Annotated in this window: 20 protein-coding genes; 11 read left to right on the top strand and 9 right to left on the bottom strand. The window is 65.8% G+C overall.

Translation table 11 applies throughout. The features are described from left to right. The 6 genes from Q331_RS0117015 to Q331_RS0116985 form a co-directional block, all read left to right on the top strand. Positions 1–336, top strand: a 336-nt coding sequence (locus tag Q331_RS0117015; RefSeq protein WP_026381657.1) for a transposase, incomplete at its 5' end; no start/stop codon positions are given. 271 nt (positions 337–607) lie between these two features. Continuing rightward, the gene (locus tag Q331_RS0117005) at positions 608–1,129 is read left to right on the top strand and encodes a TRAP transporter small permease subunit (RefSeq protein WP_026381656.1); all 522 of its coding nucleotides are present in this window, start codon (positions 608–610) and stop codon (positions 1,127–1,129) included. Continuing rightward, entirely contained in the window at positions 1,126–2,421 is a 1,296-nt protein-coding gene (locus Q331_RS0117000; RefSeq protein ID WP_026381655.1) for a TRAP transporter large permease, read from the top strand. Before Q331_RS0117005 ends, Q331_RS0117000 begins: the two co-directional genes overlap by 4 nt. A 67-nt stretch (positions 2,422–2,488) precedes the next feature. Then, positions 2,489–4,102, top strand: a complete 1,614-nt coding sequence (locus Q331_RS22325) for an AMP-binding protein (RefSeq protein WP_034492837.1) — start codon at positions 2,489–2,491, stop codon at positions 4,100–4,102. A gap of 22 nt (positions 4,103–4,124) precedes the next feature. Then, positions 4,125–4,916: an enoyl-CoA hydratase/isomerase family protein gene (locus tag Q331_RS0116990; RefSeq protein ID WP_026381654.1), complete on the top strand. Its 792-nt coding sequence runs from the start codon at positions 4,125–4,127 to the stop codon at positions 4,914–4,916. Positions 4,917–4,961: 45 nt separating this feature from the next. Beyond that, positions 4,962–6,107 (top strand): acyl-CoA dehydrogenase family protein, encoded by a 1,146-nt coding sequence (locus Q331_RS0116985; protein ID WP_026381653.1) that lies wholly within the window; start codon positions 4,962–4,964, stop codon positions 6,105–6,107. 23 nt (positions 6,108–6,130) lie between these two features. On the opposite strand, the gene Q331_RS0116980 is transcribed toward Q331_RS0116985, so the two are convergent. From Q331_RS0116980 to Q331_RS0116970, 3 genes are read right to left on the bottom strand one after another with little or no spacing between them, the layout of a single operon-like run. Next, the gene (locus tag Q331_RS0116980; protein WP_026381652.1) at positions 6,131–6,850 is read right to left on the bottom strand and encodes a hypothetical protein; all 720 of its coding nucleotides are present in this window, start codon (positions 6,848–6,850) and stop codon (positions 6,131–6,133) included. A 30-nt stretch (positions 6,851–6,880) separates the two neighbouring features. Next, the gene (locus tag Q331_RS0116975; protein WP_026381651.1) at positions 6,881–7,405 is read right to left on the bottom strand and encodes a hypothetical protein; all 525 of its coding nucleotides are present in this window, start codon (positions 7,403–7,405) and stop codon (positions 6,881–6,883) included. Between the two features lie 20 nt (positions 7,406–7,425). Further along, positions 7,426–7,806: a hypothetical protein gene (locus Q331_RS0116970; RefSeq protein ID WP_156953393.1), complete on the bottom strand. Its 381-nt coding sequence runs from the start codon at positions 7,804–7,806 to the stop codon at positions 7,426–7,428. A 319-nt stretch (positions 7,807–8,125) separates the two neighbouring features. On the opposite strand from Q331_RS0116970, the gene Q331_RS0116965 reads away from it, so the two are divergent. Beyond that, positions 8,126–9,361: a cation:proton antiporter gene (locus Q331_RS0116965; protein ID WP_026381649.1), complete on the top strand. Its 1,236-nt coding sequence runs from the start codon at positions 8,126–8,128 to the stop codon at positions 9,359–9,361. A gap of 71 nt (positions 9,362–9,432) precedes the next feature. Next, entirely contained in the window at positions 9,433–10,413 is a 981-nt protein-coding gene (locus Q331_RS0116960; protein ID WP_026381648.1) for a polysaccharide lyase, read from the top strand. Positions 10,414–10,427: 14 nt separating this feature from the next. Here Q331_RS0116960 and Q331_RS0116955 read toward each other — a convergent pair whose 3' ends face one another. From Q331_RS0116955 to Q331_RS0116930, 6 genes are all read right to left on the bottom strand, one after another. Further along, positions 10,428–11,504: a Stf0 family sulfotransferase gene (locus Q331_RS0116955; protein WP_026381647.1), complete on the bottom strand. Its 1,077-nt coding sequence runs from the start codon at positions 11,502–11,504 to the stop codon at positions 10,428–10,430. Continuing rightward, the gene (locus Q331_RS23965) at positions 11,497–12,267 is read right to left on the bottom strand and encodes a polysaccharide deacetylase family protein (protein ID WP_051631304.1); all 771 of its coding nucleotides are present in this window, start codon (positions 12,265–12,267) and stop codon (positions 11,497–11,499) included. Before Q331_RS23965 ends, Q331_RS0116955 begins: the two co-directional genes overlap by 8 nt. After that, on the bottom strand, positions 12,264–13,406 hold the full coding sequence (locus Q331_RS0116945) for a glycosyltransferase family protein (protein ID WP_026381646.1): 1,143 nt from the start codon (positions 13,404–13,406) through the stop codon (positions 12,264–12,266). The genes Q331_RS23965 and Q331_RS0116945 overlap by 4 nt, the downstream gene beginning before the upstream one ends. Then, positions 13,394–14,500: a glycosyltransferase family 4 protein gene (locus Q331_RS0116940; RefSeq protein WP_026381645.1), complete on the bottom strand. Its 1,107-nt coding sequence runs from the start codon at positions 14,498–14,500 to the stop codon at positions 13,394–13,396. The genes Q331_RS0116945 and Q331_RS0116940 overlap by 13 nt, the downstream gene beginning before the upstream one ends. After that, the gene (locus Q331_RS0116935) at positions 14,497–15,741 is read right to left on the bottom strand and encodes a glycosyltransferase family 4 protein (protein WP_051631303.1); all 1,245 of its coding nucleotides are present in this window, start codon (positions 15,739–15,741) and stop codon (positions 14,497–14,499) included. Before Q331_RS0116935 ends, Q331_RS0116940 begins: the two co-directional genes overlap by 4 nt. Before the next feature lie 272 nt (positions 15,742–16,013). After that, entirely contained in the window at positions 16,014–17,210 is a 1,197-nt protein-coding gene (locus tag Q331_RS0116930; RefSeq protein WP_026381643.1) for a glycosyltransferase family protein, read from the bottom strand. Positions 17,211–17,358: 148 nt separating this feature from the next. On the opposite strand from Q331_RS0116930, the gene Q331_RS22315 reads away from it, so the two are divergent. The 3 genes from Q331_RS22315 (at position 17,359) to Q331_RS22310 (ending at position 22,035) form a co-directional block, all read left to right on the top strand. Next, entirely contained in the window at positions 17,359–18,045 is a 687-nt protein-coding gene (locus Q331_RS22315) for a class I SAM-dependent methyltransferase (RefSeq protein WP_051631302.1), read from the top strand. 136 nt (positions 18,046–18,181) lie between these two features. Then, positions 18,182–20,065: a dipeptide ABC transporter ATP-binding protein gene (locus tag Q331_RS0116920; protein WP_034492835.1), complete on the top strand. Its 1,884-nt coding sequence runs from the start codon at positions 18,182–18,184 to the stop codon at positions 20,063–20,065. Then, on the top strand, positions 20,065–22,035 hold the full coding sequence (locus Q331_RS22310; protein WP_084175124.1) for an ABC transporter substrate-binding protein: 1,971 nt from the start codon (positions 20,065–20,067) through the stop codon (positions 22,033–22,035). Before Q331_RS0116920 ends, Q331_RS22310 begins: the two co-directional genes overlap by 1 nt. The last annotated feature ends 79 nt before the right edge of the window (positions 22,036–22,114 follow it).

The following is a 22,114-nucleotide window of genomic DNA, read 5'->3' as shown; positions in this document are numbered from 1 at the left end:
GCCATGCAGCTCCACCTCGACGAGATCAGCCGCGCGGTCGCCAAGGGCGCTCACGCCGTGCTCCTCATGGACCGAGCCGGATGGCACACGACATCGAAGCTCGACGTGCCGAAGAACATCACGCCCATCCTGTTGCCCTCGCGGGCGCCAGAGCTCAACCCGGTCGAGAACATCTGGCAATACCTGCGCGCCAACTGGCTCTCCAACCGCGCCTTCGACACCTACGACGCCATCATCGACGCAGCCTGCGAGGCATGGGTGAAGCTACTCGAGGACCCAGGCGCCATAACCTCGATCGGAATGCGCAAGTGGGCACACGTCGGTCAGAAGCTATGACCGCTGGTATAAGTGGATCCTTGCGGCCGACCAGCGCGGCGTGGACGGTGCGGCCTTCCTTGAGCGCTACCGCGGCCTCGTTTCGGAGAGCGTCGACAGCCACGAATATCTGCCCGGTTTGGCGCGCTACACCGCCAGGCAAGAAAAGTAAGCCGCCAGCGCCGGCTGGTGGCATCCGCCCTCGGCCGGCCGCTCGTTGCCGGAAGGACGCAAACCCGACCGTCGGCATGGTCGTCAAAGGCGGTTTGCGGCTGCCGGGCAGGATCCGAGGATGCAGCGAACACTCCGCGCGATCGATAGGCTGAGCAGGTTTTTCGGCGTCCTGTCCGGGCTGGCGATCTTCGTCATCACCATCACCGTCGTTCTGGACGTTGTGTTTCGCGCCGCCCTGAACGCACCCATCCCGGGGGCGACGGAGTTCAGCACTTTGTTGCTCCTGGCGCTGGTCTATCTCGGGCTTGCCTCGGTGCAGGCCACCAAGTCGAACTTCTATGTCGAGATCCTGGTTTCAAGGCTGCCGCCCGCCGCCCGGCGCATCCAGGAAGGCCTGGTTACGCTCCTGGCCGCAGCGGTGATCGGCGTCATGGCCTGGTACACGGGCCAGGAAGCCTGGATTTCGACCCTGCGGGGCGAGATGAGCTTCGGCGCCATCGCCTTTCCCATCTGGCCGGCGCGGATCACGTTGGCCTTCGGTCTGGCGATGTTATGGCTGCAGCTCGTCTGCGACCTGTTGCGCCTCGTGTTGACGGCGCGCCCACAACCGCATCACGGGATCGAGGAGACGGTCAAGTGACGCCGATCGAGCTGGGATCGGTGATCATCGGCACGCTTTTCGTGCTGCTGCTCGTTGGCATGCCGATCGCCTTCGCGCTGATGGCGAGCGGCATGCTCGGCATCTTCATCGCGCGCGGGCCGGCGGGCTTTGAATACGTCCTGGCGACCTTTCCCTATTCCTATGTGGCGAACTTCGCCTTCATCGTCGTTCCGCTGTTCATGTTCATGAGCCAGCTGGCCTTCGCGACCGGCATGTCGCGGCAGGCGTTCAAATCCGCCAGCATCATGACCAACGGCCTTCGGGGCGGCCTGGCGACGGCCACCGTCTTCGCCTGCGGCGTGTTCTCCACCGTCAGTGGCTCCAGCATCGCCACGGCTTCCTCCATCGCCCATGTCGCCATCCCCGAGATGCGGGCCGCCGGTTACAGCGACCGCCTGGCGGCGGCCTGCGTTGCTGCCGGCGGCACCCTGGGCGTCCTTATTCCGCCGAGCAGCATTCTCGTCATCTACGGTTTGGCCACGGGCACCTCCGTGGTGCAGCTCTTCGTCGGCGCTCTCATCCCCGGCGTGCTGACGGCTCTCGCCTACATCGTCGGCATCATCGCCATCAGCTATCTCAGCCCGAAGACCGTCGGCCGCAGCATCGAACAGGGCAGGGTGACGATGGCCGAGCGCTTCTCCAGCCTGCTCATGACCTGGGACGCGGCGCTGCTGTTCCTCCTGGTCATCGGCTCCATCTATCTGGGCCTTGCCACGCCCAACGAGGCTGCAGCTCTCGGAGCTTTTGCGGTGCTGGCAATGGCGCTGTTCAAGCCTGGGCGCTTTGCCATCATCTGGGCTGGCCTGCGGCAGAGCGGATCGATTACCTGCGCCGTCTTCGGCCTGATCATCGGCGCGGGGCTCTTCAGCATGGCGTTGACCACGAGCCGGCTGCCGGTCGAGATCGCCCAGCTGGTCTCCGGCTTCGACTTGCCGGTCCACGTCCTGGTGCTCTTGATCCTGGTGCCTTTCCTGTTCCTGGGCGCGTTCATCGACGGCATCTCGATGGTGCTGCTGACCATGCCCATCGTCTTTCCCATCGTGGAGCATGTCGGGGTGAACCCGGTTCTTTTCGGCATCCTCGTGGTGAAGGCGGTGGAGATCGGCCTCATCACGCCGCCTGTCGGGCTGAACGTCTTCGTGGTGAAGGGCTCGGTGCCCGACCTTCCGCTCAAGGAGGTCTTCATCGGCTGTATCCCGTTCGTGCTGTTGGAGATCGGGCTGATCGTACTGTTCCTGATGTTTCCCGAGATCGTTCTGTGGCCGCTATGAGCTGTGGTGGGGTCAGAGTGCCTGCGACGAGCGAGGCAAGAGCACGAGGCAAAAGAGGAAGTCAGACATGACCAAGCCGTTCGGTGCCGTGCACGGCACGGTGGGCGACGTGCTGCGCACACATGCCGCCGCGCGGGGAGAGAAGACCTTCCTCGCCTTCGAGGGGCAGGCCTACAGTTATGCCTTCGCCGATAGCCACTCCGACCGCGTCGCCAACGGCCTGCGTGACAAGGCCAAGGTGGGAAAGGGCACGCATGTCGGCCTATTGCTCGGCAATTGCCCGCAATTCGTCTGGTCGGTCTTCGGGCTCGGCAAGCTGGGTGCGGTGGCGGTTCCCTTCAACACGGCCGTCAAGGGTGAGCTGCTCAGCTACCTGTTGGAGCAATCCAAGGTGAGCGTGCTCATCGTCGAGGAGGATCTGCTGCCGCGTGTCGCCGCCTGTATGAGCGGCGACGGGCCGATCCGCATCGTCATCGTGGTCCCTGGCTCGAAGGGCACGGCCGAAGACATCGGGGTCTCCACGCTACCCTTCGCTGCGATCGAGGATGCACCCGACGCGCCCGTCGATGCGGGGGTGACCTACCGCGACCCGGTTTTCCTCATGTACACCTCCGGCACCACCGGCCCCTCCAAGGGCGTGGTCGCGCCTCACTCGCAGGGCCTTAGCATCGGCCACCAATTGGTATCGGTCTACGGCTACACCGCCGAGGACGTCCTCTACACCTGCCTGCCGTTGTTTCACGCCAACGCTCTTTGGTATTCCATGATGCCGGCGTTGATCTGCGGGGCGACGCTCGCCGTGTCGCGGCGCTTCTCCGGCTCGCGGTTCTGGCAGGAGATCGTCGATTGCGGCGCCACGCAGGCCAACGCCCTTGGAGCCATGGCCAACATTGCCCTTAAGGAGCTGGACCGTCTCGACCGCAGCCGCCTGAAGCTGCGCCAATGCATGGTGGTTCCGGCCTTGGATGAAGAGGCGGGCAAGCCCTTCCGCGACATGGGCATCAAGCTCACCAGCCTCTTCGCGCAAACCGAGACCTTCGCGGTCACCCTGCACGGGCCCGATGAGCCAGCCGCGAAAGCCGGTTCGGCGGGGCGCGCCCATCCCTATGCCGAGGTGGCGATCCTGGACGACGAGGACTGGGCGCTGCCCGCGGGCGAGGTGGGCGAGATCGCCGTGCGCCCTTCCGTTCCCGGCATCATGATGCAGGGCTATTTCGATATGCCCAGGGAAACGCTCGGCGTCATGTCGTCCTTGTGGTTTCACACGGGCGATCGCGGCTATCTCGATGCCGATGGTTACCTCTATTTCGTCGACCGCAAAAAGGACGCCATCCGTCGTCGCGGCGAGAACATCTCCGCCTACGAGCTGGAGATGATCGTCTCCCGCCATCCGGCTCTGCGCGAGGCCGCGGCCGTGGCGGTGCCCTCGGAGCTGGGCGAGGACGACGTGCTCGTCTGCCTCGTCGCCAATGCCGGCGCCAGGATCGACTTCGCCGAGATCATCGCCTTTTGCGACGCCAACATGCCGTACTTCATGGTGCCGCGATACCTGCACCTGCTCGACGCGTTGCCGAAGACGGCTCCGGAGAAGATCGAGAAGTACAAGCTGCGCGCCTGGGCGGCCGAGAATATGTGCCGCCTATGGGATCGCGAGAAGGCTGGCATCAAGGTGACACGCTAGAGCACGATCAGGGGAGGAATTTGTGAAGAACGAGGCCATGGAGCTGACCTGGCCGGCCGAGGGGGTGGCGCAGGTCACCTTGACCCGGGCGGCGGAGATGAACACCCTCACCCACGCCCTTCTGGACGGGCTGGAAGAGGTGCTCGCTAGCCTGAAGGGTCCAGGCACGCGGGCTCTGATCATCACCGGCAGCGGCCGGGCTTTCTGCTGCGGCGCCCATCTCGACTATTTCGCCGAGGATCGGCTGGGGCGGGATGCCGGCTTTGTGCTGCGCGACACCTATTTGGAGCGCATTGCCCGTATCTTCGACAGCCTGGAAGAGCAGCCCTATCCGGTGATCGCCGCCATCAACGGCTTCGCACTCGGAGGCGGTTGCGAACTGGCCCTGTCGTGCGATTTTCGGTTGATGTCGAAGGCGGCCCGCATCGGCCTGCCGGAGGTCAAGCTCGGCGCCATCGCCGGCGCGGGCGGTGTGCAGAAGCTTGCCCGCCATGTCGGCCGCGGCAAGGCGCTGGAATGGATCCTCCTGGCCAGCCATGTCGACGCCGAGGAGGCCGAACGCCGGGGCCTCGTCTACGCGGTGACGGAGCCCGATCAGCTCCTGCCGGAGGCTCTTCATCTCGCTGACCACCTCAAGGGCCTCAGCCCGCGCGCCATCGCCCAGAGCAAGGCCGCCATCTATCTCGCCGAGGACGCCGACCTGCGCAGCGCCCGCCGCTATGGCCTTGAGGCCCTGAGCCTGCTCGTCGGCAGCGAGGATTGGAAAGAAGGTATCGCTGCCTTCCACGCCAAGCGCCCGCCGCAATTCGGCTGACGCGCGCCACACCTTTTGGTTTCACCTGGCGAAGGAGGTTCAGTCGTGTACCGTTCCGTCTATTTTCCGCCCGAGCTTGAGCAGTTCCGCCAACAGCTGCGCCGTTTCATCGAAGTTGAAGTGGTGCCATCGGCCAAGGCCTGGGAAGCGGAAGGCATGACGCCTCGCCCCCTCCTGCGGCGGATGGGAGAGCTCGGCTTTCTCGGACTTCGCTACCCCGAAGCCTATGGCGGTTCGGGGCTGGATACCCTGGCGACCGCGGTGCTGGCCGAAGAGCTGGGACGCTCCACCTTCGGCGGCTTTGCCATCACCGTGCTGGTGCACACGGACATGGCTTCGCCGCATCTCGCCAATTTCGGCTCCGATGCCCAGAAAGACCGCTACATGCCCGGCATCGTCGCCGGCGATATCATCACGGCCGTCGCCGTCACCGAGCCGGGGGCGGGATCGGACGTTGCCGGCCTGCGCACCCGCGCCGTGCGGGACGGCGACGAATGGGTGCTGAACGGCAGCAAGATGTTCATCACCAACGGCGTGCATGCCGACCTTTACTTCGTCGCGGCCAGGACCGATCCCGATGCGAAGGGTTCGCGCGGCATCTCCATGTTCTGCGTCGAGAAAGGCACGCCGGGCTTCTCCGTCGGCCGGGCCCTCGCCAAGATGGGCTGGCGCTCCTCCGATACCGCCGAGCTCGTCTTCGACGCATGCCGGCTGCCCGCCGATTGCCTTCTGGGCGAGGAGAACAAGGGCTTTTATGCCGTCATGCGCAATTTCCAGAACGAGCGGCTGGTGCTCGGCGCCCAGGCGATCGGCGAGGCGCAGAAGGCGCTGGAACTGACGCTTGACTACGTGAAGACGCGGCCGGCCTTCGGCGGGGTGCTCTGGGACAAACAGGCCATCCGCCAGCGCCTCTCCCAGCGCTGGGCGGAGGTCGCGGCGGCGCGCCAGTTTGTCTACCATGCGGCTTGGCTCGACGCGCAGGGGCATGACTGCGTGAGGGAGGTCTCCATGGTCAAGGCCACCTGCGGCGAGCTGGTGAACCGCGTCCTCTACGATTGCCAGCAGTTCCATGGCGGCTTCGGCTATCTGGAGGACGCCCCGATCGAGCGCATGGTTCGCGACGCCCGCGTCCACGCCATCGGCGGCGGTGCGACCGAGGTCATGCTGGAGGAAGTCGCCAAGCGGCTATGAGGCGTGCCTCCGTGCTCGGCCTTTCAAAGCGGCACGAAGCCGGCATCGAAGAGGTCGAGCCGCGTGCGCCAGTCCAGGATGCGCACATTGGAGAAGAGGCTTTCCACGCCCTGGCGGCTGACCGCGGTGACGGCATAGCGGTGATTGTGCGGCGCTGGCGGGCGGATATCGACGACCTGGGCAAGGCAACCCTGCTGCGGAGGACCGTTCAGTGCGTTGAGGGCGAGCGGCATGTCACCGCGATAGACCGCGCGATAGACGTTGTAGCCGCAGAGCTCCCGCTGAACTTCCATCGGATGGCGCCATTCCAGAAACACCGCAAAGCCCGGCGGCTGCCGGTTGGGCGCGAAGGGTGGCGGGGGCGCGGCCGGGCGGAACTGGGCGAGATAAAGATGCGGCGGCGGCGGCATGGCGAGCGCCGCGGGCTGCGGCACGATGGTGAGCTGGTCGCCCGGCGCCACCGTAACGTCGCGAAAGCCGCTGACGGTGATCTGCGCCTCGATCTTATGGCCCGATTTCGTTTCATGAACGAGGCCGAGCGGCCAGGTCGCGTGGTTGAAGAGCCTCAGATGTCCCGAAGCCTTCGGGGCCGTGACCGTCAGCCGATCGAACGCATCGAAGCGCTGGCGTGCCCCGCCGGCGATGTGCAGCGTGCCGACCTGATCGGCCGCGGTTTGAAAGCGGGCGACGATGACGCCGCCCGCCCCGGTGCCGTTCTCGATCTCGACGGAAGCGCCCTCCATCGCGACCTCACTGCGTTTTTCGACGGCCTGCTAGTTCTGCCCCTGCATGGCACGATCTTCTTCCGGCGGCGCCCATTCGATGTGATTGGCGTGGCGCAGATAGTATTGCATCATGGAAACGGGCACGACGATCAGCCGGTCGCCGACATCCAAATCGTAGGTGCAGTTCGCCCCGGCATGCGGATTGATGAATTGCTGCTGGATGTTGAGGCCGTTGGCCTTCAGCCGGTTCACCTCGTAAAAGCAGACATTGTTGGCCCGGTTCGTCAGCCGCACGGGCGGGTCCTGGTGGATCTGCAAGAACCACATCGTCAAAAAGCTGAAATTCTGGATCGTCTGGTTGCCCTTGGGCGGGATGCGGATGCGCGCCTCCTTGCCGGAATAGTCGATGTTGAGGCCGAGAAGATGGCCGCCCGAATCGAGATTGTGCACATTGAGCGAGTTGTTCAGCATCCGCTCCGGCTGGCACATCTGCGCAAGCGTTTCGATGTCCAGACGCTTCGCCCTTTGCTCCAAAAGGTCGAACAGCAGGTCGGTCTCTGTCGTGCTCGTCATGATCTGCTCCGTTGCCGAGATTAATCTTCCAGTTTCCCCACCGGCACGACGACCAGACCATCGCTGCCATCAAGCCGGATGTTGCGCGTCCGCCCTGGCAAGAGCGAGCGCTGCCGGACGGTTTGCGAGGAGCTGACCCGGTAAAGGTCGAGGCGGCATTCCTCGGAGATGTTCTGAAGGAAGAAGGTCAGAACGATTTCTTCCGGTGAGCGTAGAATGACGATCCGTCCCTCGCCCACGCGCTTGACATGGCCGGGCTGGAGATATGCCTGCACGGAATCCTGAAGATTTTGCAGGCCGATCTCGATGGTGCTGTTACAAGTATTTCTAATATATAAGAATTCCAGATTCCTCACGGGCATCCCGCTCAAGCGCAATCGCGAGTATTTGTAGGTGACCATCTATCATAAGTTTAGCGCAAAAAGACGCTCTGATTGAAGAAAACGGAATGCGATTTTCGATTTTTCGTTGATATTGATCTTGCAGCTCAAGGCTCATTTTTAAGAATCAAGGATTTAAGGCTGATCCGTTCAGGCGATAAGCCTGGGAGAAGGAGCGCGTCGCAGGATGAAGCCGGGCTGCCCAGGAATTTTCTCAAAGGTTGGCGCTGGCTGCGGCTGAGCTCGGCATCCCTGGCCGGCACCGGGCGCGCTGCATCGGCGGCGAGCGGGCTGGAAACTTGGCGCGCTGAAAAGGGAGGAAAGGTCCCCCGCCGTGGCGATGAGCGGATCACAGCAAGCACTTGCGCTTCTGGTCGTCATCATCGGCGCCTTGATCGTGGCGGCGATCATCCTGCGCGCCCTTCTGGAGCGGACCTACGTGCCCGCCCTCATCGGCTTCATGGCGCTCGGCTTCCTCCTGCGACTGGCGGATGATCGCTGGCACTTCCTCAACGCGGAGGGCCACTTCACCTTCGACGTCCTGCAGGAGCTTGGCGTGATTGCGCTGCTCTTTCGCATTGGGCTGGAGAGCAACCTCACCGAGCTCTTGCGCCAGCTGCCGATGGCAAGCGTCATCTGGGTCGGCAATGTCGCCTTGAGCGCCGTTCCCGGCTATCTGGTGGCGTATCATCTGCTTGGCTTCGGGCTGATCCCGAGCCTGGTCGTTGCCACGGCCCTGACGGCGACCAGCATCGGCGTCTCGGTCGGCATGTGGCGTCATCACGGCGCTCTTGGGACCCGCAAGGGCCAGCTTCTGACCGACGTGGCGGAGATGGACGACCTTTCCGGCGTCGCCTTCATGGCGCTTCTCTTCGCCGTTCTGCCGATCCTGCGCCAGGCTGGCGGCTCCGACGGCGAGCTCGTACCGCAGCTTATGGCGACCGGCGGCGTTTTTCTCGTCAAACTCGTGCTCTTCGCCGGCGCCTGCATTGCCTTTGCGCGCTATGCCGAGGAGCGTCTGACAACCACGTTTCGGCGCTTCGGCTCGCGCCCGCAGCTCATCGCGCTTGTGGCCGGCATCGGCATTCTCATTGCCGGCGTTTCCTCCGCGCTCGGCTTTTCAGCCGCTCTTGGCGCTCTTTTCGCCGGCCTTGCCTTCAGCCGCGATCCCGATGCGGTCAAGATCGACGGCGGCTTTCAGGGCCTCTACCACCTTCTGGCGCCCTTCTTCTTCATCGGTATCGGCCTGTCGCTGCCGGCCGATGCGCTCGCCTCTTCTCTCGGGCCGGGCCTTGCGCTCCTCACCGTGGCGGTTCTCGGCAAGGTCTTCGGCGCGGGCCTGCCGGCGCTGCTGGCCACGCGCGCCGCCGGTGCCACGCTTATCGGTGTCAGCATGGTGCCGCGCGCGGAGATCGCCATGATCGTCGTGGAGCGCGCCCGCCAGTTCGGCGATTGGGCGGTCCCGCCCGAGCTCTACGCGGCCTTCGTCCTCATCTCCGCCGCCACCTGCATCCTCGCGCCGGTAACGCTGGAATTCCTCTTCCGCCGCTGGCCAGAGGCGCTCAAAGAGGATTGAGGCGGCCGCGCCAAGCGCCGTTGTGCGCGCCGCGCTGCATCGCTAGTTTCCCGTCCGAGGAGAGGTTCGGCATGCAGAGAGCTTTCGGTCTGGCCGCGGCGTTTGTCGCCCTGTCGCTGTCTTCCCCGGCGCTTGGCGCGGAGGCATCCCCGGCGCATGCCTATGCGGCGGCGGCTCTGACGGAGGATTTCGAGAGCGGCGATCTCGATGCTGGTGGCGCGCTCTTCTACAAGGACAATTTCGAGCAGCGGGCCGGCCAGTTCCGCTTTCTCGACGGCGCCGGCAAGAACGGCTCGCGCGCGATCGAGCTGAGCTTGAGCGAGCATTGCCCGCGCCCGGCCGAGGATTGCTCGGAGCGGGCCGAGCTCTGGGAGGCGAAGGATCGCCGGCTGCCTTATGGCACGCCGGTCTGGTACCGGTTTTCGGTGCGCTTTGCCGGCGAGCGGCCCGCCGACGACCATCGTCATGTGATGGCGCAGTGGAAGCGCACCGTGCCCAAGGGCGTACCCGGCAATTCCAGTCCCTTCCTGGCGCTGCGGCTGCGCGAGGGACAGATGTTCTTCACCGTGGAGACGCATCTTCTCGACGGCGAGCGCGACGGCGACGGCACGGCGAGATTTCCCTGTGCCGGCGAGGAACTGGCGATCTGGTCGCGCCCCTACGATGCGCAAAGCCGCGGCTGGCTTATCGCCGAAGCGGGAGAAAAGCCCGCGCGCCACAGCGAATACGATCTGTGCACGCGCCAAATCCGCATCAAGCGCCATCTGCCCGCCCTGCCTGAGGCGCGGGAGGGATGGTTCGATTTCGCCATCTTCGTCAAGCCGGACCCGGAGGGCGACGGGCGCATCGAGATTTTCGCCAACGATCAGCATGTCGTCAGCGTCGCCGGGCGGATCGGGCATCGCGATCTGGGCCCGGACCAGTATTTCAAGTTCGGCCCTTACCGCGACGCCGACGAGGGCAGCTGGACGCTGATCTACGACGATTTCGCCCGCTCCGCCGATTGCCGCGACATGCTGGCGCAAGCGACCTGCGAGCGCCTCGGGCTGTAATCTCGAAAGAAATTCTAGAGGCCTTCCTCCTTGCGGAAGCGTTCCACCATCGCCTCGTTCACCTCATCGCCAAGGCGCTGATAACGGGTCGTGGCGAGCTCGAAGGCCGGCGCGGCCTCTCCGGTGAGGAAGAGGTGCACCTCCTCAAGGGCAGCGCGCGGATCGGCCAAGACGTCCTCGTAGAAGAGCCGCACCGCCGGCCGGCCGGAGCTTTCAAGCCAGGCCTCCGTCCTGGCCTCGGCGGCGCGATGGCGGGCGAAGGCGGCGGCGATGCACTGCCGGTCATAGGGAACGACCACCTTCGCCGCCTCGTAATCGGGAAGGTGTTCGGGCGTGCGCACATGCCAGATGCGCGTTGCTTCGGCGAGATATTCAGAGACCGCCTGCGCCACCTGGTCCCGCCGCCGGAAATCCACAAAGCGGGCGCGCCTGGCAAGACGCTCGACGGCCTCGCGCTCGCCGGATGTCAGCGAGGGCATCAGTTCCAGGGCGAAATCCTGGATGATCTTGGTGCCGAAGATGCCGTTTTGTGTTTCCTTGCGGATGAGCAGGGCGAGCCAGCGCTGAAGGTTGAGGCCGAAGGCCCTGCGATGCTCGGACAGAAAAAGGATGAAAGGGCGCAGATGCTCTCTCGGCTCGCCGAGGAGGCCGGTGCCACGGATGAGATTGCAGAACCAGGTGGAGCCGGAGCGCGGCCCGCACAGAACGGCGTAGAGGCTTTTCGGCTCCGGCAGGGTGAGGATTTCCGCCTCTTCCTGGAAAGGGTCGGTGCGCGCCGCCGCCATCAGCGCCGCATCTGCGATGAAGCCTTTCACCGTTGCGCCGGGGAATTGATGGGCGGCGTAGCGCTTCAGCCGCGCCTCGTCGACGACGGAGATGGACCAGATATGGGCAAGGTGGGCCCGCTCGCTGCAAGGGGCGTCGCTGGCCAGTAGCAGCGAGGCGAAGGCACCGTCCCGATAGGTCTTGAGGAAATCCTCCATGGCGGCATCGGCGAGAAGCCCGGCATCGCCCCTTTCGGCAAGCCGCTCCAGAAGCCGGAGCTTCTTCACCGCCCGCAGGAGGCTCTTCGGCGTCAGCGCCTCAGCCATCGCCGCCTTCGTCCGCGTTGAGGCGGAAGATCTCCGAAATGGCCGGCATCGCCGCGCCGGGATGTTCGGCGAGAAGCCTGACGAGTTCGGCGCAGAATTCCCAGCACTCTGCGTCGTGGACCAGATGGTGGGTGAGGATGCCGACCGGCTGCCGGTCGCCGGCAAGGCGTGCCTCCGCCTCCTCGGCGAGACGCTGAAAAGCCGCCTCGCGGCCGATGAAGCCGCGCGTTCCCCGCCAGTCGACGATATCGAGATGGGCGTTCCTCTCGCCCCGCACGCCCCGGCTCGGGCCGTAGCGCGACAGGCCGGCGAAGCGGAGCCCGGCGAGCCGCTCGGCGACCGGCGCGGCGATACGGTTCCAGGGCGGCACGAAGACCGGCAGCGGCGCGGCGAACAGGTTTTCCAGCCGCGCCCATCCCGCCTCAATGTCGCCGAGCGAGGCGGCAAGCGCGCGTGAAGCGGGAAATTCCGACTTCTTCTCGCCCGGCCGCGCATGGTTGCGATGGGCGAAGCCGTGCTGCAGGACGGCGACCTTAGGCTCGCGCTTCAGGCGCTGCGCGAGCGCCGGCCGGGCCGGCTCGGGGATGACGGCGAGGCTAAGCGGCGCGCCCTCCTCGCCGAAGAGCGCAAGCAGCTGCTCCAGGGCCGGCGTCGGCTCCACCGCGTCGTCGTCGCGCCAGAAGAAGCGGATCGGCTCTCCGGTCGCCGCGGCGCCTGCCAGAGCGGCCAGGAAGCGCTCCTTTTGTCTCTCGCTTTCGTTCATGGCCGCCCCCCGGCAGCCTGCACAAGGAGCCGCGCCGTCTCTTGCGCGCCGCCAAGGCGGATGGATGCCGTTTCCGGCGTGAGCGCCATCGCCGCGTCGACGGCACGCGCCAGCCTGGACGGGGAAAGCTCCGCCTCGGTGAGCGCGACGGCAAGCCCCTTGTCCGTGAGAAGCGCCGCGCGCTGCGTCTGCTCGGTCTCTGAGCCTTCCGCGAAGGGAACGACGACGGCCGGCACGCCGGCGGCGAGAATGTCGACCACGGTGTTGTAGCCGGCCTGGCTGACGGAAAGGCGGGCCCGGTTGAGCAGTTCGGGGAAATCCGGCCGGGCGCGCTCCACGATGATGCCCGCCGGTGCCGCTTCGGCGAGCCGGGCGAAATCGCTCTGCGGGAGATTGGCGCCGGCCAGGATGCGCCAGGTGAGCTTGCCCGCCTCGCCGCTGAAGGCGCGCGCCTGCAAGGCGGCGGCGAGGATCTTCCGTCCCACCGCGCCGCCCCCGGCAGAGACGATGACTTCGTTCTCGCCGAGGCCGGGCTCGGCCTTCGCGCTGGCGCCATTGGCGATATAGCCGGTGTAGTGGATGAGAGGCGCCAGCCGCTCCGCCGCGCCGAAACTCGCCTCAAGGCGCACCAGCGCCGGATCGGCATGAACGAGGATGGCGTCGTAATGGGCGAGCGCCAGATCGGCCATCGCTGCCTCCTTCGCCGCCGGCTTGCGCACCAGGATGTCGCGAATGGAGGCGGCGATGAAGCATCTGTCGCAAAGCTCTCGGCAGGCGGCGATGAGCGGCAGGAGCTCCGCCGAGAAGGCGCGGCGGGCGAGGGGGAAGGCCTCGGTGAGGAGGATGTCCGGCTTTGCCTGGCGCGCCGCCTGAAGAAGGATGTCGCGCCGGCGCGCCCACCAGGCCTCGTCGACGCGCTCGCCCCTTTCGTCGAGGATGGCGCTGAAGGAGGTGTCGGCGGCGCGCGCCGCCGGCAGGGTTACGATGTCGATATGTTCGGTGCGCATGGAGGCGGGCAGGGGGGAGCCGGTGACCAGCGTTACCTCAGCGCCCGTCCGGCTGAGTGCCTGGGCGATCGCCCCGGCCCGCACGGCGTGGCCGGTGCCGAGCAGGTTCTGCGCCCAAATCAGCGCCCGCATCCGCCGATCCCCCGTTCAAAATTCTCCACCGCGCGGGCAAGCAAGGCCGCAAGCGCCCGCGCGCCGGCCTCAACGCTGTGCTCGGTGATGGCGATCTGCCGCGCCTCCTCGCCCATACGGCGGCGCAACGCCGGCTCGCGCAGCGCTTCCAGCGCGGCGAGGATGCTTTCCGGCTCGCCCGCGTCGACGAGAAAGCCGGTGCGCCCCTCGCGGATGACGTCCGGCACGCCGCCGCTTCGCCCGCCGATACAGGCAAGCCCGGCCGCCATCGCTTCCATGAAGACGAAACCGAAAGGCTCCTTCACCGAAGGCCAGACGAAGATATCGGCTCCCGCATAGATGCCAGGCATCGCCGCGTTGGGCACCTGGCCGAGGAAATCGCTGCGTTCGGGCGCAAACAAGGCCTCCAGCCCCTCCCGCTCCGGCCCGTCGCCCGCAACCGTCAGCCGCCAATCGGTAAGGGTCCAGGCCTTCAGCGCCGTCGCCAGCGCGCGGTAGGTATCGGCCTTGTTGCCCTGGCGCATCATGCCGACGGCGAGGAGCTTGAGCGGCCCGCCATCCGCGCGCTGTTGCGGGGCGGCGGAAAAGGGCGAGAGATCGGTGAAGGGCGTCAGGCGTGTCACCCGCTCGGCCGGCAGAATCTCTCTCAGGCCCGCCTCGTCCTCCGTCTGGATGGCGGCCACCAGCGAGGCCTTCAGCAGCGCCTTTCTGGCATCGGCCGCACCGAGCGCCCAGGCGCCCTCCAGCCGGCGCCGTGCATAGCTTGCCTCGATCGCGGCATAGGGGATGGCGAAGGCGTCCGCCACTTTCGGCCCGATCCAGTCGGGCGCCTTGTGATAGAGATGGTAGGTGAGGAAAAAGTCTGGCGGTGCCGCCCTAAGGCGCTCCACCACCGCATCCGCTTCCGCAAGCCCGGCGCGGCGCAGACCCGCCTGTTCCTCCGGCGCGCCCGTCCAGGAACGCAAGCGCGAGACGATCTCGACCTCATGGCCGAGGGCGGTAAGCGCGGACAGGATGGCGCGCGAGAAGCTGCGGTCGCCGGAAGGCACGGGATGGTCCGGCGGCTTCATCGGCGCGTAAAAGGCGATCTTCATCGTTCCGCGAGCGAGCGCTTCAGCTTGTCGGCCAAAAGATCGATGCCTGGCTCGCAGGAGAAATCCGCCTGCAGCCGGGCGAAAGCGGCAAGCCCTAGCCGCTTGCGGGCGGGCGGATCGTCCATCAGCGCGGCGATCGCCGCCGCCAGCCGTTTCGGATCGCGCTCCGGCACCAATCGTCCCGTCTCCTCCTCGCGGACAAGCTCGGGGATCGCGGAGACCTTGGTGGCGATGATGGGCAGGGCGAAGGCGGCCGCCTCCAGGAGCACGTTCGGCAAGCCGTCCCGGTCGCCCGAGGCGGCGATGCGCGAGGGCAGGACGAAGATATCCGCTTCCTTCAGAGCCTCAAACACCGCCTCGCGCGGCTGCGCGCCGCGAAAGCTGACGCGCTCGGCGATGCCAAGTCTCTCCGCCTCCGCCGAAAGGCGCCGCATCAGCCCGCCGCCGCCGATATGGACGAGCCGCCAGCGTGGATCGGCCCTCAGCCGGGCAAGGGCGCGCAGAAGATCCGAAAAGCCCTTCTTCTCCACCGCTCGCCCGACGGTGAGCAGGGTGATGCGCTCGCGCGCGGGATGCTCGCACGGCCGGTCCGGGAAACGACGCAGGTCGAGGCCGTGATAGACGAGGCTGACTTTCTCCGGCGTGTCCGTCAGACCCTTCAGATAGGCCGCGTTGACGCCGGTGCAGGTGACGCCCCAACGGGCCGAGGCGAGCTTTGCGGAAAGCTCGGCCGGCGGTGTCGTCCAGATATCCTTGGCATGGGCGGAAAAGGACCAGGGAATTCCCGTCATCAGGCTGGCATAGCGGGCGACGGAGGCCGGGGTGTGCAGGAAATGGCAGTGCATCCAGCCGATATCGGCGGGCAGCTCGGTGGCGAGCACGCAGGCCTGACCGAAGCGGCGGCGCCGGTTGGCGCTTGCATCGGCGGCAAGATCGGCGGTGAAGGCCTCATGCGCCGCTTGATAGCCCGGCAGGCGCTTTGCCGCCTGCCGGGCACGCGCAAGCCGCTCCGGCTCGTCCTTCAGATATTCCGGCAGATAGAGCCGCTCCGCCTTAATCTCGCGGTGCAGATCGTGTTCGCAAGGATCGGTCGGATGGCGCAGAGAGACGATGATCTGGGCGATGCCGCGCTTCTCCAGCTCCAGGATCTCCTGGGCAATGAAGGTTTCGGAAAGGCGCGGATAGCCTTTGAGGATCGTCGCAACGCGCATGAGCGGAAAGAGCCGGCTAGAGCGTGTCATGCCTTGCTGGAAGCGGTTCTGTTTTGGTTTCGGCGAGACGAGCGACAGGAGAGACGCGCCGCGCGATGCAGGGCATCGGGCGAGCGGCTCGACGCGGCGAGCGCCCGCCGAGGCAAAACCCGCCCCTTGGAATCTTGACGGCGGGCCGGGGGCTTTTGCGCCAGATCCTCCGGCGCTCGGCTCGTCCGTAGCCCCGCTACGGCCTCGCCGATCCCCTCGCCCTTGCCGCAACATCCCCGCGGCAGAACGCATCCATCAAGGTATGACATGCTCTAGGGGAGGCTGCGTTTGATGGCCGGCGGCTCCAACACCTGTGCGATCCGATCATGGACGGTCTTCCAGCCGTCCAAGAGCCCGGGGATCTGGCTGGCGGAGGGCGGCGAGCGCTCGGGCAGTTTGGCAAGCGCGTCGGTGATCGCGGTGACGTCCGGATAGCGGTCGATGGGCAGATGCGTGGCAAGGCCGAGCGCCTCGGCGCGCTCGGCGCGGATAGCCTGTTCCCGGCGCGGCACGATGCGCGGGATGAGCAGCGTCGGCTTGTCGAAGGAGAGCGCCTCGCAGAAGGTGTTGTAGCCGCCCATGCCCACCAGCGCGATGGCCTTGTCGATCAGCGGCTCCAGCTGCGGAGTAAAGCGAATCATCTTGACGTTCCGCAGGTTGCCGGCCCGCTCCATGAAGGCGAGCTGGTCGTTCTGCGACATGAACGGGCCGAGCACGATGAGGGCGGGATAGAGGGCGCGCTCTTGCGCTTCGTAGGCACGCAGCACCCAGTCGACGAGCTCCATGCCGTCGGCGCCGCCGCCCGGCGTGACGATGATGTAGGGATCGCCCTCGAAGGGGGCTTCGTCGTGCAGGTCGCCCTTCGGCAGATGCCGGCGCAGATAGCCCGTGAAGACCATCTTCTGGCGCACCGTCTCCGGCAAGGGCAGGCCGGCGAGCGGATCGTAGATGGATTTCAGCCCATAGACCCAGATCTCGTCGTAGAGATAGGTGAGCGCGTCATAGGCTTCCTTGCGCGTCCATTCGGTGGCCAGGATCTGCTGGTCGTCGAGAACGTCCCTGAGGCCCAGCACGAGTTGCGTGCCCTGCCGCTTCAGCGCCGAGAGGGTGGGGCGTACCTCGCCGCGCAGCCCGTAAGGCTCCTTGTCGACGATGAAGATGTCCGGTCGGTAGATGGAGGCGGTATGCTCGATGATGGAAGAGCGGATCGACAGCGTCTCGCTGATGTCGATCTTCGGGTTGAGCGAGGTGTATTCGCCGTTCCTCAGCTTGATGACGCCGGGCACGCGCACGAAATCGACCCGCGAGCAATATTCGAAGCTGCCGATGATCGGTGAGCCCGACAGGATCATCACCGAGGCGTGCTCGAATTCGTCGACGATCGCCGCCGCAAGCGCCTGGCAGCGTCTCAGATGCCCGAGACCGAAGGTGTCGTGGCTGTAGATGAGGATGCGCGATCGTTGAATCATGCCTTCAAGGCACCTGCCGCATGCGATGGGACAGGACCACGATCCCTCCAGTCCATTGTCCTGCGAGACCCTATCCTGGCTTTTGGTCCACAGGCAAGCGGGCCGATGCCGATTGCCCTTGTCTGCGCCGCGGCTTATCGCAGCGCTGATGTCTGACGACAAGCATGACTTTCGCGCCAAATGGCGTCGCGGCCGTGAGGACCTGAGCTTTGAGCTGGTCTCCTTCCTGCTTTCGCCGTTTCGCGCCCATCCCCCGCCGAAGAACCGGCTGCTCAATCTCGGCTTCGGCAAGAAGCGGCACGAAGCCTATGTGAACGCAGATTTTTTCCCCTTGGACTTCGCCCGCCGTCTCCTCGGCAGGCCGCCGCGCCAGGTGGATTGGGCGCTCGATCTTCGCCGGCCTTTGCGCTGCCGCGACGATTTTTTCCAAGGGATTTATGCCGAGCATGTCCTGGAGCATCTCAGGATCGCCGATGCCCGCCGCCTGCTCGCCGAGCTTCGGCGGGTGATGGCGCCAGACGCCGTCATCCGCATCATCGTGCCTTCCTTGGAGAAATACGCCGCCTATTACGCCGGCGAGGTGCCGCACGAAAAATTCCTGCAATGGAAGCTGCCGGCCGAGGCGATGTGGAACCTCAACCACAATTGGGGGCACAAATGCGCCTACGACTTCGCGTTTCTGGCCGAGATCATGCGCGAGGCGGGATTTGAGGACATCCGCCGCTGCAGCTTTGGCGAAGGCGCCGACCGGCGGCTGATTCTCGATTCGCCTGAGCGCGCCTGGGAGAGCCTTTACGTGGAAGCGCGCAAGAGCACCCGGTCGAGGGCGAAGTGAAAGCTGTCACCCACCTGTCGTCTTCCTCAAGCATGTCTTGCGTTAAATCTTGCGCGCTTTTGAACTGTTCGCCAAGCTGGCTGCCGTGAATGAGCTTCTACCACCTGCGACGCAACCGGTGAGGCAGGGCGCTGCCGTGAGGCAGGCCGATCCCGCTTTACCGGTGCTCGACATCCGCGATCTCGTCATCGACTTTGCCGGCGATGACGGGATGATGCGTGCCGTCGACGGCGTGTCCCTGCGCGTGCCGCGCGGCTCCACGGTGGCGCTGGTGGGCGAGTCCGGTTCTGGCAAGACGGTGATCTCGCAGGCGATTCTCGGCATTTTGCCGAAGAAGGGGCGGGTCGTCTCCGGCCAGATGCTGTTTTCCGATCCGCAAAGCGACAAGACCGTCGATCTGGCCGCGTTGCATCCTTCCAGCAGCGCCATGCGCGCCATCCGCGGCGATCGCATCTCCATCGTCTTTCAGGAGCCGATGACGGCCTTGTCGCCGCTGCATACGATCGGAGATCAGCTCGGCGAGGTGGTGCGCCTGCATCGCGGCGCCAGCGAGAAAGAGGCGCGCCAGATCTCCGCCGAGATGCTGCGCCTCGTTCAGTTTCCCGATCCGGAGCGGGCGCTCTCGGTCTATCCCTTCGAGCTTTCCGGCGGGCTTCGCCAGCGGGCGGTCATCGCCATGGCACTGATGTGCCAGCCGGCGCTGCTCATCGCCGACGAGCCGACCACGGCGCTTGACGTGACCATCCAGGCGGAAGTGCTCTACCTCATCCGCCGCGTCCAGGCCGAGCTGCACATGGCGGTGCTCTTGATCACCCACGATTTCGGCGTCGTCGCCAACATGGCGGACTACGTGTCGGTGATCTATCGCGGCCGCATCATGGAATCGGGAACGATCGACGACGTCTTTCGCAGGCCGGGCCATCCCTATCTGAAATCGCTTCTCAACGCCGTGCCGCGCTTCGATATGGCGCCTGGCGAGCGGTTGCAGCCCATTCGTCCGATCGAGACGCGCCCGGCGATGTTCCTGCACCAGGCGCGCGAGGCCAAGCCGATCGTCTCCGCCCCGCTCTTGGAGCTGAAGGGCGTTTCCAAGCTCTATCATCTGCGCCGCACCGGGCCCGGCGCCGGCAGCCGCACCATCCGCGCCATGGACGAGGTGAGCCTGAAGGTGGAGCGCGGCGAATGCCTTGGCCTTGTCGGCCAGTCCGGTTCCGGCAAGACGACGACGGCGAAGGTCATTCTCGGCGCCGAGACGCCGGATGCCGGTAAGGTTCTCTACCGCTTCAATGGCGAGGCGCGCGATTTGACCGGACTAACGTCGGCCGAGCGCTTCGCCTTCCGCCGCCGCGTGCAGCTCATCTTCCAGGATCCCTTCTCCTCCTTGAGCCCGCGCATGACGGTCCGCGATATCCTTGCCGAGCCGCTCATCATCCATGATGTCGGCTCCCCGGACGAGCGCTACGAGCGGGTGAAGGAACTCATCCGCATGGTGGGCCTCAATGTCAGCCACCTCCGGCGCTATCCGCATTCCTTCTCCGGCGGCCAGCGTCAGCGCATCGGCATTGCCCGCGCCCTCGCTTTGGCGCCGGAGATGCTGCTTTGCGACGAGCCGGTCTCCGCTCTCGACGTCTCCGTGCAGGCGCAGATCCTCAATCTCCTGAAGGATCTGAAGGCCGAGCTCGGCCTCACTTTCGTCTTCGTCAGCCACAACCTCGCCGTCGTCGACTATATCGCCGACCGCGTGGCGGTCATGTGCGCGGGCAGGATCGTGGAGATCGCCGGCAAGAAGGCGATCATCGAGGATGCCCGCCATCCCTATACGCAGGCGCTGTTGAAGGCGATCCCGACGCCGAGCCTCGATCAGAAGCTCGATTTCGCCGCCTTGACGGAAAGCGGCGCATCCGATCCGGTGCAATGGCCCGAACCCTACCGGCTGCTCGATGGCATGCATCCCGCCTTGCAGGAGGTCGCCCCCGGCCATCTCGTCTGCATGCCGCGGGCGCGGCAGAAGGCGGCCTGATGCGCGCCCCGGCCGTCATCTTCGCCGCCTTTGCCGCGCTTGCCTGGCTCGCCTCGCTGGCCGCTCCGGCGCGCGCGCAGCCGCCGCTGATGGAGACGGAAACGCTCGCCGCCACCCATGACGTCGCCGCCCTGCCGCCGGTCGCCGAGCGGGTGCCGGAGGAGCCGCTCCTCTACGATGATTTTCCGGAAGGCGGCGGTCCTGGTCGGCACGGCGGCGAGCTGCGAACCATCGTCACCCGCACCAAGGATGTGCGCCTCGCCAATGTCTGGGGCTATGCCCGCCTCGTCATCTTCGACCGCGATTTGCAGCTGAAGCCGGACATTCTGAAGGCCGTGGAGGTGGAGGAAGGCCGCATCTTCACCCTGCGTCTGCGCCGCGGGCACAAATGGTCGGACGGCGAGCCCTTCACGGCGGAGGACTTCCGCTATTACTTCGAGGACATCGCCTCCAACCGGGAGCTGACGCCGGGCGGCCTGCCGCGTTTCCTGCTCGTCGGCGGCGAGGGTCCGCGCTTTGAGGTGCTCGACGAGCTCACCGTGCGTTATAGCTGGGATGCGCCCAATCCGGGCTTTCTCGCCAATCTCGCCCGCGCCCGACCGCCCTTCATCTATCGGCCGGCACATTATCTGAAGAGATGGCACCAGCGTTACGGCGATCCCGATTTCATCGCCGCGGAGATGGCCCGCGACAAGAAGCGGAGCTGGGCGGCCGAGCACAATTTGATGGACGACATGTACGGCAACGAGCATCCGGAGATGCCGACCTTGCAGCCCTGGGTCGTCCGGCCCGGTTCCAACCGCCGCTTCACGCTGATCCGTAACCCCTATTATCACCGCATCGACCGCAACGGCCGCCAGCTTCCCTATATCGACCGCATCGTCATGGATGTCGCCGACGCGCGGCTGGTGGCCGCCAAGGTGCATGCCGGCGAGACCGATCTGCAGGCGCGCGGTCTCGGCTTCGCCGATATCACCGTTCTGAAGAACGGCGAGGTGCAGCGCCAGTACCAGACGCTGTTCTGGCCGGACGGCAAGGCGGCGCGCATCGCCCTCTATCCCAACCTCAACATCGAGGACGAGGGCTGGCGCAGGCTCTTTCTCGACCGACGCTTCCGCCACGCTTTGTCGCTCGGCATTGACCGCGAACTCGTCAATCGCGTGCTCTTCTTCGGCCTGGCGAAGCCCAGCAACAATTCCGTGACGCCGCTGAGCCCGCTCTTCGAGCCCGAATACCGAGAAGCCTGGACGCAATACGATCCGCAGCTCGCCAACGATCTTCTCGACCAGATCGGCCTGACGGAGCGCCGCGGCGACGGCATCCGCCTGATGCCGGACGGCAGGCCGCTGCAGATCATCGTGGAGACGGACGGGGAGAGCCCGGAAATCGTCGATGCGCTGGAACTGGTGCAGGAGACCTGGCGGGAGATCGGCGTTGCCATGATGGTGAAGCCCTCGGAGCGCGACAACATTCGCCGCCGCGCCAATGCCGGGCTGTTGCAGATGGTGGCCGATGCGGGCTTCGACAACGGCATTCCGACCGCCGACATGCCGCCGGACGATTTCGCGCCGGTCGTCTATGAGAACTTCATCTGGCCGGTCTGGGGCGACCATTACGCCCATCAGGGAAAGAAGGGAAAGCCCGTCGATTACGCGCCGGCCTTCAAGCTCCTGGAATTGTACAAGGCTTGGCAGCGCACCACGGCGAGCGCCGAGCGCGAGCGCATCTGGCACGAGATGCTCCAGATCCATGCCGCCGAGACCTTTTCCATCGGCATCGTCGCCGATGTCTTCCAGCCGGTTGTGCGCTCCAATTATCTGCGCAATGTGCCGATCGCCGGCATCTACGGCTGGGATCCGGGGGCGCAGTTCGGCCTGCACCGCATGGATGCCTTCTGGCTGGACGACGAGGCCATGGATGTGACGCCGATCACGGTCGGCACGAGCGCGCTGACGGTAGAGACGAACTGAAAGAAAAGCGGCCCGGCCGGGATGCCGGCGCCGAGGCGGGCGCCGCGCGAAGCCGCTGGCGCAATAGAGATTGGCGGGC

This window comes from Afifella pfennigii DSM 17143, from assembly GCF_000688515.1.
Classification (GTDB): Bacteria; Pseudomonadota; Alphaproteobacteria; order Rhizobiales; family Afifellaceae; genus Afifella; species Afifella pfennigii.
The sequence above is the reverse complement of the archived record's forward strand: the minus strand, read 5'-3'. Positions and strand labels throughout refer to the sequence as shown.

Coding starts and splice junctions, on each gene's coding strand:
- Q331_RS0117005 (WP_026381656.1), top strand. CDS start 608: ATGCAGCGAACACTCCGCGCGATCGATAGGCTGAGCAGGTTTTTCGGC.
- Q331_RS0116960 (WP_026381648.1), top strand. CDS start 9,433: ATGCAGAGAGCTTTCGGTCTGGCCGCGGCGTTTGTCGCCCTGTCGCTG.
- Q331_RS0116980 (WP_026381652.1), bottom strand. CDS start 6,850: ATGGAGGGCGCTTCCGTCGAGATCGAGAACGGCACCGGGGCGGGCGGC.
- Q331_RS23965 (WP_051631304.1), bottom strand. CDS start 12,267: ATGAACGAAAGCGAGAGACAAAAGGAGCGCTTCCTGGCCGCTCTGGCA.
- Q331_RS22310 (WP_084175124.1), top strand. CDS start 20,065: ATGCGCGCCCCGGCCGTCATCTTCGCCGCCTTTGCCGCGCTTGCCTGG.
- Q331_RS0116930 (WP_026381643.1), bottom strand. CDS start 17,210: ATGATTCAACGATCGCGCATCCTCATCTACAGCCACGACACCTTCGGT.
- Q331_RS22325 (WP_034492837.1), top strand. CDS start 2,489: ATGACCAAGCCGTTCGGTGCCGTGCACGGCACGGTGGGCGACGTGCTG.
- Q331_RS0116975 (WP_026381651.1), bottom strand. CDS start 7,405: ATGACGAGCACGACAGAGACCGACCTGCTGTTCGACCTTTTGGAGCAA.
- Q331_RS0116970 (WP_156953393.1), bottom strand. CDS start 7,806: ATGGTCACCTACAAATACTCGCGATTGCGCTTGAGCGGGATGCCCGTG.
- Q331_RS0116945 (WP_026381646.1), bottom strand. CDS start 13,406: ATGCGGGCGCTGATTTGGGCGCAGAACCTGCTCGGCACCGGCCACGCC.
- Q331_RS0116955 (WP_026381647.1), bottom strand. CDS start 11,504: ATGGCTGAGGCGCTGACGCCGAAGAGCCTCCTGCGGGCGGTGAAGAAG.
- Q331_RS0116965 (WP_026381649.1), top strand. CDS start 8,126: ATGAGCGGATCACAGCAAGCACTTGCGCTTCTGGTCGTCATCATCGGC.
- Q331_RS0116940 (WP_026381645.1), bottom strand. CDS start 14,500: ATGAAGATCGCCTTTTACGCGCCGATGAAGCCGCCGGACCATCCCGTG.
- Q331_RS22315 (WP_051631302.1), top strand. CDS start 17,359: ATGTCTGACGACAAGCATGACTTTCGCGCCAAATGGCGTCGCGGCCGT.
- Q331_RS0116935 (WP_051631303.1), bottom strand. CDS start 15,741: ATGACACGCTCTAGCCGGCTCTTTCCGCTCATGCGCGTTGCGACGATC.